15 protein-coding genes and 1 tRNA gene are annotated in these 17,108 nt (G+C 64.9%); 12 read left to right on the forward strand and 4 right to left on the reverse strand.

Features of this window, described 5'->3' with window-relative positions:
- Together B5D62_RS25290 and B5D62_RS25295 are read right to left on the reverse strand one after the other, a co-directional pair.
- Nucleotides 1–448, reverse strand: a 448-nt coding sequence (locus B5D62_RS25290) for a tyrosine-type recombinase/integrase (RefSeq protein ID WP_139374088.1), incomplete at its 3' end; no start/stop codon positions are given.
- Nucleotides 449–648: 200 nt separating this feature from the next.
- Nucleotides 649–724 (reverse strand) — tRNA-Thr (locus B5D62_RS25295).
- Nucleotides 725–846: 122 nt separating this feature from the next.
- Here B5D62_RS25295 and B5D62_RS25300 point away from each other — a divergent pair.
- The 11 genes from B5D62_RS25300 to B5D62_RS25350 all read left to right on the forward strand — a co-directional run bounded on the left by B5D62_RS25300 (nt 847) and on the right by B5D62_RS25350 (nt 14,155).
- Entirely contained in the window at nt 847–2,277 is a 1,431-nt protein-coding gene (locus B5D62_RS25300; RefSeq protein WP_085936843.1) for an L-lactate permease, read from the forward strand.
- Nucleotides 2,274–3,146 (forward strand): trypsin-like serine protease, encoded by an 873-nt coding sequence (locus B5D62_RS25305; RefSeq protein WP_085936844.1) that lies wholly within the window; start codon nt 2,274–2,276, stop codon nt 3,144–3,146. Before B5D62_RS25300 ends, B5D62_RS25305 begins: the two co-directional genes overlap by 4 nt.
- Nucleotides 3,147–3,459: 313 nt before the next feature.
- Nucleotides 3,460–5,094 (forward strand): UbiD family decarboxylase, encoded by a 1,635-nt coding sequence (locus B5D62_RS25310; RefSeq protein ID WP_085936845.1) that lies wholly within the window; start codon nt 3,460–3,462, stop codon nt 5,092–5,094.
- A gap of 91 nt (nt 5,095–5,185) precedes the next feature.
- Nucleotides 5,186–6,949: a UbiD family decarboxylase gene (locus B5D62_RS25315; protein ID WP_085936846.1), complete on the forward strand. Its 1,764-nt coding sequence runs from the start codon at nt 5,186–5,188 to the stop codon at nt 6,947–6,949.
- Nucleotides 6,950–7,062: 113 nt separating this feature from the next.
- Nucleotides 7,063–8,661 carry a UbiD family decarboxylase gene (locus B5D62_RS25320; protein ID WP_218191305.1) on the forward strand — a complete coding sequence of 533 codons (1,599 nt, stop codon included), beginning with the start codon at nt 7,063–7,065 and terminating at the stop codon, nt 8,659–8,661.
- A gap of 138 nt (nt 8,662–8,799) precedes the next feature.
- The gene (locus B5D62_RS25325; protein ID WP_085936848.1) at nt 8,800–10,407 is read left to right on the forward strand and encodes a UbiD family decarboxylase; all 1,608 of its coding nucleotides are present in this window, start codon (nt 8,800–8,802) and stop codon (nt 10,405–10,407) included.
- Nucleotides 10,408–10,510: 103 nt separating this feature from the next.
- A complete protein-coding gene (locus B5D62_RS25330) occupies nt 10,511–11,080 on the forward strand; it encodes a UbiX family flavin prenyltransferase (RefSeq protein ID WP_085936849.1) in 570 nt (189 codons plus the stop codon).
- Nucleotides 11,070–11,588, forward strand: a complete 519-nt coding sequence (locus tag B5D62_RS25335) for a pyridoxamine 5'-phosphate oxidase family protein (RefSeq protein WP_085936850.1) — start codon at nt 11,070–11,072, stop codon at nt 11,586–11,588. Before B5D62_RS25330 ends, B5D62_RS25335 begins: the two co-directional genes overlap by 11 nt.
- Nucleotides 11,589–11,970: 382 nt before the next feature.
- Complete coding sequence (locus B5D62_RS25340; RefSeq protein WP_085936851.1) at nt 11,971–12,840, forward strand: NAD(P)-dependent oxidoreductase; 870 nt, start codon at nt 11,971–11,973, stop codon at nt 12,838–12,840.
- Nucleotides 12,841–12,848: 8 nt separating this feature from the next.
- A complete protein-coding gene (locus B5D62_RS25345; protein ID WP_085936852.1) occupies nt 12,849–13,481 on the forward strand; it encodes a glutathione S-transferase family protein in 633 nt (210 codons plus the stop codon).
- Nucleotides 13,478–14,155, forward strand: a complete 678-nt coding sequence (locus B5D62_RS25350) for an aspartate/glutamate racemase family protein (protein WP_085936853.1) — start codon at nt 13,478–13,480, stop codon at nt 14,153–14,155. The genes B5D62_RS25345 and B5D62_RS25350 overlap by 4 nt, the downstream gene beginning before the upstream one ends.
- 17 nt (nt 14,156–14,172) lie before the next feature.
- On the opposite strand, the gene B5D62_RS25355 is transcribed toward B5D62_RS25350, so the two are convergent.
- Nucleotides 14,173–14,427 carry a hypothetical protein gene (locus B5D62_RS25355; RefSeq protein WP_085936854.1) on the reverse strand — a complete coding sequence of 85 codons (255 nt, stop codon included), beginning with the start codon at nt 14,425–14,427 and terminating at the stop codon, nt 14,173–14,175.
- 176 nt (nt 14,428–14,603) lie between these two features.
- Here B5D62_RS25355 and B5D62_RS25360 point away from each other — a divergent pair, with 176 nt between their 5' ends.
- Nucleotides 14,604–15,419 (forward strand): N-acyl homoserine lactonase family protein, encoded by an 816-nt coding sequence (locus B5D62_RS25360; protein WP_085936855.1) that lies wholly within the window; start codon nt 14,604–14,606, stop codon nt 15,417–15,419.
- A gap of 68 nt (nt 15,420–15,487) precedes the next feature.
- On the opposite strand, the gene B5D62_RS25365 is transcribed toward B5D62_RS25360, so the two are convergent.
- Nucleotides 15,488–17,071: an ABC transporter substrate-binding protein gene (locus B5D62_RS25365; protein WP_085936856.1), complete on the reverse strand. Its 1,584-nt coding sequence runs from the start codon at nt 17,069–17,071 to the stop codon at nt 15,488–15,490.
- Nucleotides 17,072–17,108 lie beyond the last annotated feature (37 nt).

A 17,108-nucleotide genomic window follows, 5' to 3' on the forward strand; every position in this document is an offset into this window, starting at 1 on the left:
GAATTTCCGCCGGGGTGATATCCGCGATTGGTCGGGTACCAAGATCGGGACCGGCAAGATCGACAAGCATCCATCGGTTCTTCTTAACGGTGGACTCGGCAGCCCCCTCGTCCTCGATGCGCTGTAGATACTCCTCGGCAATGCGCCCGAAGGTGTTGTTGACTGAGATGACGGCGGTCAGTTTCGCAGCCTTCTTGTTGGCCCCAGGGTCAACTCCTGAGGCCAACAGCTTCCTGGCCTCGTCGCGGAGCAGACGCGCCGTGGCAAGGGATACCGACGGATAGGCGCCGTGGGACAGCTTCTTCTGCTTCCCGCCGAACCGGTACGCCTGGTTCCAGAGTCGCGAGCCGCTTGGCTTCACCAGAAGATAAAGCCCGCCACCATCGGAGAGCTTGTAGTCAGCTTGCCTGCTTTTGGCGGTACGACACGCCGTGTCTGTCAAGGCCATTTAAGTGTCCCCGCTGTTGGCCTCGGGGCAGCAGATACCAAGGCGAGGCCAACATCAAGGCCAACAAATCGTGGAGCTGGGCCGATATTGGACGGCACGGATTGAGACGGCCGGAAGCCTCAAAATCCGAAATTACGCACTGATATCAATGCGATATGGGATCGCCTGAAATGTCCTGGGATGTGGAGAGATAAGGTGAATGGTGCCCCGAGACGGAATCGAACCGCCGACCCCATCATTACGAATGACGTGCTCTACCAGCTGAGCTATCGGGGCACGGCGGCGGGTTTAAGGGAAAGGCCGGTCCGGCGCAAGATGGCGTTTGGACCGGCTTTTTTCAGGCCGGCATTCGATTTCCTCCGGCTGGGGTCGGATCGGGCCCGGCTATAGAAGGCGCCATGTCGACGGCCCTGGCGCTGCTGCCGCTGCTTCTCGTCCTGGTTCTGCTCGCCTCCGGGCGGGCCAGCGCCCTCACGGCGGGTATCGTGGGCCTGGCCGCCACCATCGCCGTGGCCGGCGCCGCGCCGTCCTTGCTGGCGCGCGAGATCCCGGCCGGGCTATGGCTCTCCGGCCAGGTGATCGCCATCATCGCCACCGGCATCTTCTTCCACCATTGCCTCCAGGCCCGCGGCGAGGCGGCCGCCACCGCCGCGACCGAGGCGACGCCGCGGCGGCTGTGGGCGCTGTGCTTCCTGATCGCGCCCTTCACCGAATCGGTTACGGGCTTCGGGGTCGGCTACATGATCGCGCTGGCGGCGCTGCGGCGGTTCGGGCTGCCGGGATTGCCGACCCTGCTGCTCGGCCTCTACAGCCAGACGCTGGTTCCCTGGGGCGCGCTCGCCATCGGCACCACCGTCGGCGCTGCCCTCGCCGGCCTGGCGCCGCAGCAGCTCGGCCTCGCCTCGGCGCTGCTGCAGGTGCCGATCCACGCGCTCTATCTGGTGCTCTACTGGCGCTTCGCCCGCACCGCCGGCGTGGCCGTGTCGGCGGCGCAGAAGCTCGACGATATCGGCTGGACCGCGCTCCTGCTGCTGATGGTCTGCCTCGCCAACCGCTATGGCGATGTCGAGATCGCCGGCGCCGCGCCGACGGCGTTGCTGGCCGCGCTGCGCTTCTGGCGCGACGAGCGACCCGATGCCAAGCGCCTGCGCCACGTCCTGCGGGTCAACGGGCCCTATATCGCCCTCACCCTCGCCCTGTGCGCCACCCGGCTGGTGCCGCCGCTGCGCGATTTCCTGAAGCCACTGTGGGCGGTGAAGCCGTTCGACAACCAGCCGGCCTTCGCCCCGCTCTACGCGCCCGGCTTCTGGCTGATCTCGGTCGGCGTCATCGTCGTGCTGGCGTCGCGCGCTTCCCTGCCGCGTGTGATCGCCGCTGCTGCCAAGGGCGCCTGGCGGGCCTCGGCCGTCACCCTCGCCTTCGTGGTCATGGCCGAGCTCTATGTCGGCTCGGGCATGGCGCAGCAGATCGCGACCGCGCTGGAGGCGGCGGCCGGTCCGGGGGCTGCCTTCGGCGTGCCGCTGTTCGCCGCGATCGGCGGGTTCCTGACCGGGGGCGGCTCGGCGGCCAATGCCATGCTGATGCCGATGGTGACGGCGCTGGCCCGGGCCGTGGCGCTCGATCCCGCCTGGATCGCGGCGGTGCAGAACAGCCTGTGCACCAACCTCACCATGCTGTCGCCGATCCGCATCTCCATGGGCGCGGCGTTGCTGGGGCTGACCGTTTCCGATGCCGAGCTCTATCGTCGCGCCTGGCCTCTGGCGCTGCCGCCGCTCATCACGGGAATTGCCGCCATTGCCCTCCTTCTGGCAGCATCCGCGTCCCTATGAGTCTCTCCCGCCGTCGCGCCCTTCTCGGCGCCCTCGCTTCCGCGCCGTTGATGGCCCGTTCCGGCTCCGCCGGTGCCGTCGTCATCATGGACAGTGCCTGGCACGCCAACGGATTTCGATCGCACATCGCCCTTGCCCAACAGCCGCAATTCGCCCCGCTGGTCGCCTTCTCCGAGGACGAGGGCGAGGAATGGGACGATGCCTCCGGGACCTGGGTCGGCAATTTCGGCGGCATCGGCTACGTGCTGACCGCCGGGCACTGCTTCAAGAACGGCGAGCCGGCCGATCACTATCTCTACCGCACCAACAGCGGCGCGATCCATGAAGGCTCGAAGCTGTTCATGCACCCGCTCTACAACGGCGACGGCGATACGCGCAGCGGCTACGACGTGGCCATCGTCGGCCTCGATGGCGAAGTCAACGATGCCGGGCCGCCGCCGGTGCTCTATGCCGCCAATATCCAGAGAGGCGACCGCATCGTGTTCGTCGGCTTCGGCAGCCGCGGTACCGGCTCGCTCGGCGAGCAGGGTCGCTTCGACGACCCGACCGACAACAAGACCGCCGCCGAGGCCACGATCGACAAGGTCATGCTGCCGGTGCGGCCCGTGCCGGAGGAGGACGATGCCGGCAACTGGCTGCGCATCACGCTGCGGCCCGAGTCGGAGGGCGGCAATCGCATGGACGGCATCCTGGGCGGCGGCGACAGCGGCGGCTCGGCCTGGATCCAGCGCGGCGGGCGCTGGTTCATCGCCGGAGTCAATGTCACCGGCAGCGGCGACAAATACGGCGACCACTCCTATTTCACGCGCCTGATCGGCGTGCAGCCGTGGCTGCAGTCGATATTGCCGGGATTGCGGTTCGCCCAATAGACGGGCTCCTCTCATGGGCGGAGCTGCACCATGAGAGCGAGGGCGCCGGCCGGCTCGACGGGTCGCCCTGCCCGGTCACGGGCTGTCGGCTGCAGTCGAACCCGCCGCAACGACAGCTCACCGCCTGAAACGGATGGCTCTTGCTTCAGTTCTCCCGAGAGGGCGTCACGGAACCTTAAGCTGTTCTGCCGCCGCCGTTGACCTGAATCAATTTTGCACACGCCACATGTGACTACCGTTTCCCCATCGCATTTCAAAAGCGGCCCGGTCTGGAATGCCAGCCTGAAATGAACGTGCGCAGGGGGAAGCAACCATGGGCGGAGAGCCGCGCGGATATGACGATCTCGATGTCCATCTCGATACATTGAAGCGGCAGGGGCTGCTCTACTCGATCGATCGCGCCATCGACAAGGACACCGAGATGCATCCGCTGGTCCGCTGGCAATACCGCGGCGGCATTGCGGAGGCGGATCGCAAGGCCTTCCTTTTCACCAACATCACCGATGCCCGCGGGCGACATTATCCTGGCGCCCGCGTCGCCATCGGCGCCCTGGCCGGCAATCGCCAGATCTACGCCCTTGGGATGAAGAAGCCTGAGGCCGATATCGGCAAGGCGTGGCTCGAGGCGATCGCCCATCCCATCGCCCCTAGGCAAGTGGCGACGACATCCTGCCAGGAAGTCGTCGAAACGGGCGACATCCTGTCGAAACCCGGACACGGGCTGGACGCCCTGCCCATCCCGATCTCGACGCCAGGCTACGATACAGCGCCTTATCTCACGGCCGCGCTCTGGTTCACCCGCGATCCCGACAACGGCATCCAGAACATGGGCCTTTACCGCGGCAACCTGAAGGCACCGGACCGCCTGGCCGTGATGATGGAGCGTTCGACGCTGGCCGGCGGTGGCGTGCACTGGCTCAAGTACAAGAAGCGGGGCCAGCCGATGCCGGTGGCTGTGGCGCTCGGCGCACCGCCGATCGTCGCCTTCGTCGGCCCCCAGAAGATGCCGCTCGATTGCGACGAGCTTACCGTGGCCGGCGGGCTTGCCGGCTGCCCGATCAACGTCGTCAAGGCAAAGACGGTCGACCTCCTGGTTCCGGCGGAGTCGCAGGTCGTGATCGAGGGCTTCATCGATACCGAGCGGCTCGAACCCGAAGGCCCGTTCGGCGAGTCCCACGGCTACATGGCATTGGAGGAATACAATTTCTCGATGCGCGTGACGGCGATCACACGCCGTTCCTCCTACACGATCACCTCGATCATCTCCCAGGTCACGCCGAGCGAATCGAGCGTCATCAAGAAGGTGGCCTACGAGCCGCTGTACCTCTCGCATCTGCGCGACGCCCTCAACATCAAGGGCGTCGTCCGCGTGTCGATGCACGAACCGCTCACCAACCTGCGGCCGTTCGTCTTCCTCATCATGAAGAAGGGCATGCCAAAGACGGAGATCTGGCGCGCCTTGATGGGAACCGCCTCGCTCACGCCCGCAATCGGCAAGTTCTGCATCGCCCTGGACGAGGACATCGACCCCGAAGACACCGACCACGTCCTGTGGGCAATCGCCTACCGCTCCAATCCGCAGACGGACACCCACGTCGTGCCGAACCGCGGCAAGGGCCACGGCCCCGCGCTCAAGGGTTCGGACATCGACGCCACCATGCTGATCGATGCCACGGCCAAGGGCGACTATCCGCCCGTCGCGCTGCCGAAGAAGGAATACATGGAACGGGCACGCGCTATCTGGGGGGAGCTCAAGCTGCCGCCGCTGCGGCCCCAGTCGCCCTGGAGCGGGTACTCGCTCGGGGACTGGTCCGAGACATGGGACGCCTGCGCCGCGCGCGCCGCGCAAGGCGACTGGATCGCCAACGGACGCCGCTCCGCCGCGCATATGAGCAGCACGGCCCAGCCCCAGGATCCCGCCAGGGGCATTCCCGACGAGGACAAGTAGACGCTGACGGCACGCCGCCGACCCATCTGACCATGACCGGTCCAAAGACCGCCCCTTTCACCATTTCGTCCCACACATGAGGAGCCCGATCATGCAAAAGGGATTTCGACGCAAATACGACGACCTCAACGATCATCTGGAGAAGCTCAAGAAGGCAGATCTCCTGTGGACGATCGACCAGGAAATCAACAAGGACCGGCACCTGCATGCCTTCGTCCGCTGGGGCTATGTCGGCGACGTCGGCACGGTGCTCAACAGCAACCCGAAGCGGGCCTTCCTGTTCACCAACGTCACCGACGCCCAGGGCCGGAAGTACAAGGGAAATTGCGACGTCCAGGTCGGCGGCACGGCGGGATCGCCGGCGATCTACGCCCTGTCGATGGGCATCGAGCACAAGGACGAAGGACTGTCGGAGCTGTCGCAGAAGATCTTCGACAAGTGGTCCCATGCCTTCCAGCATCCCATCCCCGCCGTCGAGATTCCCTCCGAGGAAGCACCCGTCCATGAGGTGGTGCTGACAGGCGACGACCTGAAGGGCGGCGCCGGCAAGGGTCTCGACACGCTGCCGGTGCCGAACAATACGCCCGGCTGGGATACGGCACCGTATTTCTCGGCTGGCCTTTTCGTCACGCTCAATCCCGAGACGAACATCCAGAACATCAGCCAGAATCGCTGCAGCCTGAAAGCCTCCGACCGCATGACGGGCATGTGGCTGATCCAGACCAATGGCGGCGCCCATCAGAACTGGGCGAAGTACAAGGAGCGAGGCGAGAAGATGCCGGTGGCGCTGATCGTCGGCGCGCCGCCCAGCCTGCAGGTCGTCGGACCGCAGAAGGTGCCTGAGTATCTCGACGACATGGACGTCGCCGGTGCCCTGGCCGGCGCGCCCTACCGCAAGGTGAAGTGCAAGACGATCCCGCTGATGGTCCCGGCGGACGCCCAGATCATCATCGAGGGCTGGCTCGACCCGCAGAAGCTCGAGATGGAAGCGCCGTTCGGCGAGTCCTACGGCAACATGTCTGTCGAGGAGTACAATCACTCGATCACCGTCACCGCCATCACGCGGCGCAAGAAGGCGATCCTGACATCGATGATCTCGCAGATGGCACCGTCCGAATCGGGCGTCATCAAGCAGCTGAACTACAGCGCGATCATGCTCAACCATCTGAAGAACACGCTGTATATCCGCCAGGTCAAGGATGTCGCCCTGCACGGACCGATGATCGGCGTCTCGCGGTTCACGGTCATCGTCCTGCAGCGCAACACACCCAAGACCGAGATCTGGCGCGCGCTGGAAGGCGCCACCACCTTCATGCGCTCGGTCGGCAAGATCACCGTGGCGGTCGACGAGGACATCAATCCGAACAATGTCGAGGAGGTGCTGTGGGCCATCGCCTACCGCACCGACCTGATGAAGTCGGTGAAGATCGAGGATCACCAGGCCAACGGCCATGCCCCGAAGCTGCGTGACCGTGAATGGGAAGCCAAGATCATGATCGACGCGACCCTGCACTACGACATGCCGCCGGTGGCGCTGCCGAAGCGCGAGATCATGGAGGAAGCCAGGGTGCTGTGGGACAAGGCCGGCATGCCCGCCGTCACACCGCGCTGGAAGTGGTACGGCTACAGCCTCGGCGACTGGTGCGAGGAATGGACGAAATGCGCCGATCGCGCCGTAAACGGCGACTGGCTGATCAACGGCCTGCGGACGGCACGCCTGGTCGATACCGATGCCGTCGGTGGCCCGACGGCCGGCGTACCGCGCGAGGGCGTGGTGCGCTGGAACGAGAAGACCGGCGAAGTCGACTATCCGCCCGGCTTCCCGCTCAAGGACCGCTTCGACACCGACGAGTAGCCCATCGCAATGCTCCCGGCCGGATACCGCTCCGGCCGGGCGCCCACACGACCTCATCTTGCAAGACCAGTTCCGCTCCATTCCCCAGGACCAATGCCATGCCGCAACAGGACATGACCTCTTTCGTCGCAGAGCTTGAAGCGATTGGTCAGCTGACACGCATCAAGGAACCGAAGCGCGTCGACGAACTGCCAGCCCTGATGGAGGCCTCGCCCGACAAGGCGATCCTGGTCGAGAAGGTCATCGACAGCGAATTCATGTTCCTGGCCGGCGCCTACAGCACGCGCGAGCAATATGCCCATGCGCTCAAATGCGATCCCCGCGACCTCGGCAAGGCCATCTCGCGGGTCAACCTGAAGCGCGAGAAGCCGGTCGTGGTCGAAACCGCCCCCTGCAAGGAAGTCATCCTGAAGGGCGAGGATGTCGATCTCACGCGTCTGCCATTGTTCCTCTACCACAAGTATGACGGTCACGCGTTCATCCAGGACACCAACGTCGTCTCGCGGGACCTGGAGACCGGCCTCATCAACTGGGGCATCTACCGCTTCATGTATCGTTCCAGGAACGAAACGAACATCGACATGAGGAACGACAGCCACAACGCGCGCATCCATGCCAAGAAATACCAGAAGGCCGGCAAGGACATGCCGGTCGCCGTTGTGATCGGCGGCCCGACCCTCGACAAGGTCGCATCGATGTACTCCTTCGCGGGCGAGGATGACTGGGACATCCTGGGCGGCTTCTACGGCGAGCCGGCAAAAGTCGTGAAGTGCGAGACCAACGACCTGACCGTCCCCGCCAATGCCGAGATCATCCTCGAAGGCCGCATGATGACGTCCGAGGGCTGGATCTACGACGAAGGTCCCTACGGAGAATATACGGGCACCTACGGCTCCGGCCTGCCGAAGAATTGCCGCTTCGTCGTCGACTGCATCACCTACCGCCGCAACGCGATCTACCAGTACGCCACGATCGGGGGGCTGCATCCCGGCCGCACCGATCTCATGATTTTCAACCCGACGATCGAATCGGACATCTACAGCGCGCTGAAGCTCGCCGGCATCCATGTGCTCGACGTCCATGCGCCCTATGGGGGCAGCCACAACATCGTCTACGCACGGATCAAGGTCGTGGGCGGCGGCGACGCCAAGCAGGCGCTCGGCCTGATGCTGACCTGCTCACGGCAGTGGTTTCCCAAGCTCGCCTATGTCTTCGACGAGGACATCGATATCTTCGACGACGATCAGGTGAAGTGGGCCATGGCCTGGCGGTACAATCCGCAGATCGACACGGTCATCATCCCGGACCTGAACATCCTCCCCCTCGACCCACTGGCTCAGACCAACCATCCGCCCGTGCACACGCCAAAGGCGGGATTCGACTGCACCATTCCCATCGTCGGCAATATCGACCGGGTCAGCTTCATGAAGTGCAGCGTGACCGAGCCGTTCGGCGCACCGCCCGCGACCACGGTGATCCTGGCGGAGCCGGCGCTCGAACAGGCCATGGAGGCCTACATCAAGGAAGCCCCCCGCACCTGGGAGGACATCCTGCGGAAGTTCCACGGCCAGCCCTATCCGAACATCTATCGCGCCTTCGGCACCCTGCGCCCCAGGCTCGGTCGCGTGGCCGACCAGCGGCCAGAATATCCCTACACGATTGCCGATTCATGCTTCGTCTATCGGGATGACGCAACGCGGGCTGAGCGCTGAGACAGTACAGGCCACCCCCTGGTCGAGTGGACGCGGCCTGGATTTGCCGCGGACGATATCGCGGTCATTCGCACGGCGTATCGCCGGAACAAGAGCGCTTCGCGTGACGGGTCGTCGAAGGAAGTGAAGGAGAGCACAATGCCTCAGCAGAGCATGCCGGATTTCATTGCAGAGCTGGAAAGGATCGGGCAGCTCGTCCGTATCACCGGCGAGAAGCGCGCCGATGAACTGCCCTCGATCATGGATGCGGTCCATGACAAGGCCGTGCTCGTGGAGAAGATCAAGGACCACGACTTTCCCCTCCTGGCCGGAGCCTATTCGAACCGCCAGCAGTATGCTCACGCCACGGGCTGCGACCCTCGTGCCGTCAGCGCCCGGCTCGGAGAACTGGCCGGCCGGCGGATTCCTCCCGTCGTGGTCGACACCGCGCCCTGCAAGGATGTCGTCCTCAAGGGCTCCGACGTCGACCTCACGCGCTTTCCGCTGTTCCTCCACCATCCCCACGACGGCCACGCCTACATCCAGGACGTCAATGTCGTCTCGCGCCATCCCGATACCGGACTCATCAACTGGGGGATGTACCGGCTCATGTACCGGTCGCGGAACGAGACCAATGTCGACATGCGCAACGACAGCCACAACTCCCGGGTCAACGCCAGGCGGTATCAGGAACTCGGCCGCGACATGCCGGCCGCGATGGTGGTCGGCGGACCGACCCTCGACAAGATCGCCTGCATGTTCTCCTTTCCCGGCGTCGACGACTGGGACGTCCTGGGCGGCTTCTACGGCGCGCCGGCCAAGGTGGTGAAATGCGAGACCAGCGACCTGACCGTACCGGCCAATGCCGAGATCGTGCTGGAAGGCCGCATCATCACCACCGAAGGCTGGGTCTACGACGAGGGGCCTTACGGTGAGTTCACCGGAACATACGGTGGCGGCCTGCCGCGCAACTGCCGCTTCGTGGTGGACTGCATCACGCACCGCAAGGGAGCGGTGTTCCAGCATGCCACCATCGGCGGGCTCAAGCCCGGCCTGACGGACATGATGATCTTCAACCTCGCCGTCGAGGGTGACATCCATACGGCATTGAGGAACGCCGGCATCCAGGTCCTGGATGTCTTCATGCCGCCGGGCGGCTGCACCAACATCGCCTATGCCCGCATCAGGACACGGGGCGGCGGCGACGCCAAGCAGGCGCTCGCGATCATGCTCAGTTGCTCGCGGCAGTGGTTCCCCAAGCTCGCCTACGTCTTCGACGAGGATGTCGACATCTTCGACGACGACCGCGTGAAATGGGCCATGGCCTGGCGCTACGACCCGAGCAAGGACACGCTCATCATCCCGGAACTCAACGTCCTGCCCCTCGATCCCCTGGGGCGAACCGACAAGCCTCCCGTCTTCATGTCCAAGGTGGGGTTCGACTGCACCATCCCCGTGGTCGGCAACTACGATCTCGACTCCTTTATGGCCTGCACCATCACCGAGCCGCTTGGAGATGCCCCGGCTGTCGGGGCACCGTTATCCGAGGAGGAACTCACCAAGCGCATGGCCGCCTTCATTCAGGCCGCTCCGCGCACTTGGCTCGATATCCTCAAGGAATTCCGCGGACAGCCGAACCCGCTTCTCTACCGGGCTTTCGGCAACGTGCGGCCGAAACTCGGGCGCATCGCCGACCGGCGACCCGAATATCCCTATACGTTCGCTGATTCCTGTTTCGTCTACGAGAAGGGAAAAGGAGCGCAGTAGCTCCCCTTCATCGAGGCAAGGTTCTCAATATCGAAACGACCTGTCAGAGCTCGCAACAGCCTTTGGAATTCCATCTAAGAACCGTTCATCGGGAGACTACGTCATGAAACGTCTGATTGTCGGCCTGTCCGGGTCGAGCGGGGTCGTCTACGGCATCCGGCTGCTGGAGGTCCTGAAGGATATCCAAAGCGTGGAAACACACCTGATCCTGAGCAAGGGCGCCGAGGTCACCCTGCGCCTGGAGACCGACCGCAGCGTCGAATCGGTCAAGGCGCTGGCCGATGTCGTCCATGCCCACGACAATCTCGCCGCTTCGGTCTCCAGCGGATCGTTCCGTGTCGCAGGCATGGCGGTGGTGCCCTGCTCCATGAAGAGCCTGGCGCAGATCGCCCTGTCCCTGAACGAGAATCTGCTCGCCCGCGCCGCCGACGTGACCCTCAAGGAGCGCCGCAAGCTCGTCCTCGTTCCGCGCGAGACACCCCTCCATCTCGGCCACCTGCGCCACATGACGGCCGTCACGGAAATGGGCGGTGTCATCCTGCCGCCGGCACCGTCCTTCTATCACGGACCGAAAACGATCATGGACGTCGTCGACCAGACGGTCGGCAAGGTCCTTGATCAGTTCGAGATCGAACACAACCTGTTCAAGCGCTGGAGCGGCGGTGACGCGTGAGGAATTCCAGTCGGCAACGGGCGCTCTCCTCCGGGAGGTCGCACCCATGACGTTGGCGACCTGTGCCGACAACGTCCCGTGGGCGAGCGATGTCTACTTCGCGGCATCCGGCTTCGATCTCGTGTTCTTCTCGTCACTCGACTCGCGACACTGCCGCAACCTTGCCGTCAATCCGACCTGCGCCGTCACAGTGCACGCGCCCGTTGCCACCTGGCGGAACATCAGGGGACTGCAGATGGAAGGGGTGGCCGGACTCGCGGCCACGGCTGGCGAAAAGGCCTCAGCGCTCGCGACCTACCTGGACAAGTTTTCCTTCGCGCGCGATCTCATGGCCAATCCGGTCAGCACTGTCCGGACAGTCTTCCGCGCTCACGCGCATGTCTTTCGTCCAGCGCGAATACGTTATCTGGATAACCGCCTCGGTATCGGCGCCCGCTTCAGCATCGACCTGGCCGACGGCACACCGGTCTGGCCACCGCGGCAGGAAAAGCCCGGCCTCGCCCCATAGGCGAATATCGCATTCTTCTCGACTTATATTGCGATTTATGCAATATTGAACAGGACGCAACCGGACGAAACATGCGACCGTTTCGGGTCGGAGTGCGTCGCTGCGGGCGCCCTCGCGGCGGCGCGGAGGAGATGTCGTGCCCGAAGACCAACCGGCGGCCAACATTCGCGACTCTCGCGAGGCTCGCGAGCCTCGCGAGGAATTGCCTCCGAGGCCCACGGAATCGGCATTTCAGGGCAATCCTCGCGAGCCGATTTTTTTGGTGACGACAACGGTGCGACAGGCGACGCGGCGCTGTGTCCTTTTTCGGCGCGGCCTCTGGCATCGCGGGTATTTGGTTCTATGATCCCGCCCGCAAGGCGAGACAGCATGGGAGCAGACGATGGCCAAGGTGGCGTTTCTGGGTCTGGGCGTGATGGGTTTCCCGATGGCCGGGCATCTTGCCGCCAAGGGACACGAGGTCGTGGTCTACAACCGCACCTTCGCCAAGGCCGAGGCCTGGACCAAGAAGCATAAGGGCACGGCGGCGAAGACACCGAAGGAAGCCGCGGCTGGCCGCGAGATCGTCTTCTGCTGCGTCGGCAACGACGACGATCTGCGCTCCGTGGTGCTGGGGGACAACGGCGCCTTCGCCGGCATGAGCAAGGGCGCCATCTTCTTCGACAACACCACCGCCTCGGCCGATGTCGCGCGCGAGCTACATGCGACGGGCAAGAAGCTCGGCATCGACTTCATCGACGCGCCGGTTTCGGGCGGCCAGGCCGGCGCCGAGAACGGCCAGCTCACCGTGATGTGCGGCGGCGATGCGGCCGCCTTCGACAAGGCCAAGCCGGTGGCCGATTCCTATGCCAAGGCCATCACGCTGATCGGCCCGCCGGGGGCCGGCCAGATCACCAAGATGATGAACCAGATGTGCATCGCCGGCATCGTGCAGGGGCTGGCCGAGGCGCTCAATCTCGGCCAGCGCGCCGGCCTCGACATGGAGAAGGCGATGGGCGCCATCTCCAAGGGCGCAGCGCAGAGCTGGCAGATGGAGAATCGCTGGCAGAACATGCTGGCGGGCAAGTTCGAGTACGGCTTCGCCGTCGACTGGATGCGCAAGGATCTCGGCATCTGCCTGACCGAGGGCAAGCGCTGGAAGGCGCAGATGCCCCTGGTGGCGCTGGTCGACCAGTTCTACGCCCGCGTGCAGGAGCGCGGCGGCGGGCGCTGGGACACGTCGAGCCTGATCCAGCCGCTGCAGAAGCCGTAAGGGGCGTCATGACCGGGTACAAGCTCTACGGCCGTGCCGGCTGGGGCTCGGCGATCGTCGAGGCGCAGCTCGCCTGGTACGGGCTGCCCTTCACCTTCGAGCCGGTCGACGATCTGTTCAAGTCGCCGGATGCGCGCGCCCGGCTCGAGAAGGTCAATCCGCTGGCGCAGGTACCGACCCTGGTCCTGCCCGACGGCACGGTGATGAGCGAGAGCGCGGCCATCACGCTGCTGCTGGCCGACATCACCGGCACCGACTCGCTGGTGCCGGGGCCGGGCGCACCGGAACGCGCCAGGTTCCTGCGCTGGCTGGTATTCCTGGTCGCCAATATCTATCCGACCTTCACCTACGCCGACGATCCCGCACGCTTCGTCTCGGTGAATACCGCGCGCGATCCGTTCCGCGCCGCCACCGACGCCTATGCGCAACGGCTGTGGCGGCAGGTCAACGGCGAGGTCGGCGCGCCGTGGTTCCTGGGCAAGCGCTTCTCCGCGCTCGACATCTACCTCGCCGTGATGACTCGCTGGCGGCCCAAGCGCGGCTGGTTCGAGATCGAGGCGCCGCGCCTGTTCGCGATCGCCCGCCACGCCGATCAGCGGCCCGAGCTGGCCGCCGTGTGGCAACGGAACTGGCCGGCATGACGACCTGCGTCGGCATCGTCGGGGGGCTCGGTGTCGGCGCCACGGTCCACTACTACGAACGGATCGCCGCCGCCTGCAGGACGCGCGGCTTCACGCCCGACCTCGTGATTGTCCATGCCGATGTCGAGCACGGCCAGAGCCTGATCCGCGCCGGCAGGCTCGACGCGTTGGCGGACTACATCGTCGGCTTCATCGAGCGGCTGGGCCGCGCCGGCGCGCAGTGGGCGGTCCTGCCGGCGGTGACGCCGCACATCGCCATCGCCGAGATCGTGCGGCGCACGCGCCTGCCGCTGATCAACATCGTCGACCCGATCGCCGCCGAGCTGCGCCGCCGCAGGGTCCGGCGGGTCGCCCTGTTCGGCACCGTCTTCACGATGGAAGGCAGCCTGTGGGGCCAGCTCAAGGACGTGGAGATCGTCAAGCCACAGCCCGACGAGCTCGCGCTCATCGCGCGGGCCTACCAGGCCATCCTCGACACGCAGAAGGCTGATGCCGACGACGCGGCGGCGCTACGCCGGATCGCGGCAACGCTGCAGCAACGCGACGGGGTCGAGGCGATCCTGCTCGCCGGCACCGATCTCGCCGTCATGTTCGACGAGCAGACCGCCGGCTTTCCCGCCATCGACGTGGCCCGCTTGCACATCGATGCCATCGTCGAACGGCTGGCGTCGTGAACCTGCTGCGCGTCCTTCTAGAAGATGTGGCGCACGCCCACGATCTGCGACAGGGATCGGCCGACATGGTCGGCCGTGTCGGCCTCCAGCCCCTCGACCTCGATCTCAACCGAGAGCTGATCGGCATCGGCCTGGGCATAGACCCGGGCCGGCACCAGCCCGCGCTTGGCCAGCAGCTCGAGGGCGCGCGGCAGGACGCCCGGCTCGGCGTCGGCTTCGAAACAATAGCGGATGGTGGACGAATTACGCTTGAGCGCCAGAACGGCGGACATGGGACGACTCCTCGGAACGGAAACAGGCGAAAACAGCTGAAGCCCGGCTTGCAGTGCAAACCGGGTTGCTAATTCGCCGACCGAGGAGGTCACCTGCGACCATGCTGGCAGTATAGCCTCCAAGGCGGCGGCCGCGCTACGGTCGGCCGACAGAAATCGACGGGAAGGAAACAAAGATGCGTTCGACGCCCATCTACGAGGTTCATGCGGTCAAATACGCCCATCTGCCGCGCAAGGCCTGGGAAGTGCAGATCAACCCCGATCCGCACGACGCGGACTTCCCCATGGACTACTTCGTCTGGGTGGCGATCCCGCTCGACGCCGAGGGCCAGCGCGAGATCGGCGCCAAGCCGATCGTGATCGACACCGGCTTCAACGCCCAGGTCGGCAAGAAGCGCGGCCGCGAGGTCAGGAAGAACCCGGCCGACCTGCTGGGCGAGCTCGGCATCGACGCCAACGAAGTCGAGGACGTGATCGTCACCCACCTGCATTACGACCATATCGGCAACTGGGACCGCTTCCCCAAGGCGCGCTTCCACCTGCAGGACAAGGAGATGCAGTTCGCCACCGGACGGCACATGTGCAAGGGCACGTTCCGTCATGCCTACGAGTGCGACGACATCGTCGGCATGGTGCGGGCGCTCTACGGCAATCGGGTCGTGTTCCACGACGGCGACGAGGAGATCCAGCCCGGCCTGTCGGTGCATCTGATCGGCGGCCACACGATGGGCATCCAGTCGGTGCGGGTCATGACGCGCAATGGCTGGCTGGTGCTGGCGTCGGATGCCTCGCACTACTTCTGGGGCGTCAACAACGACAAGCTGTTCTCGATCGTCTACTCGGTTGCCGACATGCTGGCCGGTTACGACAAGCTGCGGAAACTGGCCGAGGGCCGCACCGAAATGATCATCCCCGGCCACGACGCCGAAGTGACCAAGCGCTTCCCGGCGTCGCGCAAGGGGCTGGAAGGCGTAAGCGTACGGCTCGACTGAGGAAGCAGACAGCCAACAAAAAGGGCCGCGGACAGCAAGCCCGCGGCCCTGATCGAAGCGACTTCAGGCTAGTTCTTCTGGACGTTCCACAGCGCCAGCGCCGGCGCGTGCAGCAGGCCGGTGATGTTGCTGCGCATCGCCGACGGCGCGGTGTACTGGCCGAGCGGCGCATGCGTCGGATAGTCGAGCATGCGCAGCTGCACCTGCTCGGCGATCGCCTTCTGCTTGGCCGGATCGGTCTCCTTGGCATAGGCATCGCGCAGCTTCTCGAGCTCCGCGTCGCACGGCCAGCCGAACGTCGCCTTGTCGCAGGAGGCGTTCAGGAACGCGGTCGACACCGGGTTCAGCACATCCGTCGATCCCCACGAGGTGAAGAAGACGTTCCAGCCGCCCTTGTCCGGCGGATCCTTCTTGGCGCGGCGCGACACCAGCGTCTGCCAATCCATCGGCTGCAGGTCGACCTTGAAGCCCGCCTTCTCAAGCTGCGGCTTGGCGACCGTGGCGAGGTTGTTGTGACCGGGCACATCGGTCTGATGCATCATCACGATCGGCGTGCCGTCATAGCCCGCCTCCTGCAGGAGCTGCTTGGCCTTGGCGGCATTGCCCGAAAGCTTGTCTTCCCAGCCCTTGGTCGATTCGAGCGGCGAGCCGCACGGGAACAGCGACTTGCAGACCGTGTAGTACTTCGGATCGCCGACATTGGCCTCGAGGATCTCCTTCTGGTCGAGCGCATAGAGCGCCGCCAGCCGGATCTTCGGATTGTCGAACGGCTTGTAGAGCGTGTTGAAACGCATCGCATATTGCCGCCCCGCCGTGTTGACGACGAAGGTCTTGATGTTCTTGTCCTTCTCGAGCAGCGGCAGCAGGTCGGGTGGCACCATCTCGAGGATGTCGATCTCGCCGGCCATCAGCGCGTTCGCCTGCGTCTGCGTGTCGGCGATCCAGATCCACTCGACGCGATCGACCTTGGCCACCTTGCCGCCGGCGAGGCCCGAGGGCGGCTCGTTGCGCGGCTTGTAGCGCGGGTTCTTGACGTAGACGATCTTCTCGCCCGGCTTCCACTCATCCTTCTTGAAGATGAACGGACCGGAGCCGGTGGGATCGGTGATCTGCGTGTTGGGATCGGTCTGCGCGATGCGCTTCGGCATCATGAAGGGGATGTTCGAGCTCGACTTGCCGAGCGTCTCCAGCACCAGGCCGTAGGGCTGGCTCAGCACCATCTTGATGGTCTTGGCATCCGGCGCGCTGAGCTCGGTCACGGCGCTCATGAGCTTCTGGCCCATCGTGTCCTTGGCGCCCCAGCGCTTGAGCGACGCGACGCAATCCTCCGCCGTCACCGGTGTGCCGTCATGCCACTCGAGGCCGTCGCGCAGCGTGAAGGTCCAGGTCAGCTTGTCGGGAGAGACCTCCCACTTGTCGACCATCTGCGGCTTCACTTCGAGCTTGTCGTCGACCGCGAACAGCGTGTCGTAGACCATCATGCCGTGGTCGGTCGTGATCAGCGCCGTCGTCCAGATCGGATCGAGGATCTTGAGATCCGAATGAGGCGCGAAGCGCAGCACCGTCTGCGCCTGCGCAGGGACGGCCAGCGGGGCGACGAGCGCCGTGGCAGCCGCCATCGATAGAAAGACGCGACGAAGCGTCGACAACATTAAACTTCTCCTTGTACGCCAGACGACAGAATAAAGG

The sequence above is a fragment of the Enhydrobacter aerosaccus genome, assembly GCF_900167455.1.
In the GTDB taxonomy this organism is placed as follows: Bacteria; Pseudomonadota; Alphaproteobacteria; order Reyranellales; family Reyranellaceae; genus Reyranella; species Reyranella aerosaccus.

Coding starts and splice junctions, on each gene's coding strand:
- B5D62_RS25305 (WP_085936844.1), top strand. CDS start 2,274: ATGAGTCTCTCCCGCCGTCGCGCCCTTCTCGGCGCCCTCGCTTCCGCG.
- B5D62_RS25365 (WP_085936856.1), bottom strand. CDS start 17,071: ATGTTGTCGACGCTTCGTCGCGTCTTTCTATCGATGGCGGCTGCCACG.
- B5D62_RS25340 (WP_085936851.1), top strand. CDS start 11,971: ATGGCCAAGGTGGCGTTTCTGGGTCTGGGCGTGATGGGTTTCCCGATG.
- B5D62_RS25320 (WP_218191305.1), top strand. CDS start 7,063: ATGACCTCTTTCGTCGCAGAGCTTGAAGCGATTGGTCAGCTGACACGC.
- B5D62_RS25330 (WP_085936849.1), top strand. CDS start 10,511: ATGAAACGTCTGATTGTCGGCCTGTCCGGGTCGAGCGGGGTCGTCTAC.
- B5D62_RS25350 (WP_085936853.1), top strand. CDS start 13,478: ATGACGACCTGCGTCGGCATCGTCGGGGGGCTCGGTGTCGGCGCCACG.
- B5D62_RS25325 (WP_085936848.1), top strand. CDS start 8,800: ATGCCTCAGCAGAGCATGCCGGATTTCATTGCAGAGCTGGAAAGGATC.
- B5D62_RS25300 (WP_085936843.1), top strand. CDS start 847: ATGTCGACGGCCCTGGCGCTGCTGCCGCTGCTTCTCGTCCTGGTTCTG.
- B5D62_RS25315 (WP_085936846.1), top strand. CDS start 5,186: ATGCAAAAGGGATTTCGACGCAAATACGACGACCTCAACGATCATCTG.
- B5D62_RS25360 (WP_085936855.1), top strand. CDS start 14,604: ATGCGTTCGACGCCCATCTACGAGGTTCATGCGGTCAAATACGCCCAT.
- B5D62_RS25310 (WP_085936845.1), top strand. CDS start 3,460: ATGGGCGGAGAGCCGCGCGGATATGACGATCTCGATGTCCATCTCGAT.
- B5D62_RS25355 (WP_085936854.1), bottom strand. CDS start 14,427: ATGTCCGCCGTTCTGGCGCTCAAGCGTAATTCGTCCACCATCCGCTAT.
- B5D62_RS25345 (WP_085936852.1), top strand. CDS start 12,849: ATGACCGGGTACAAGCTCTACGGCCGTGCCGGCTGGGGCTCGGCGATC.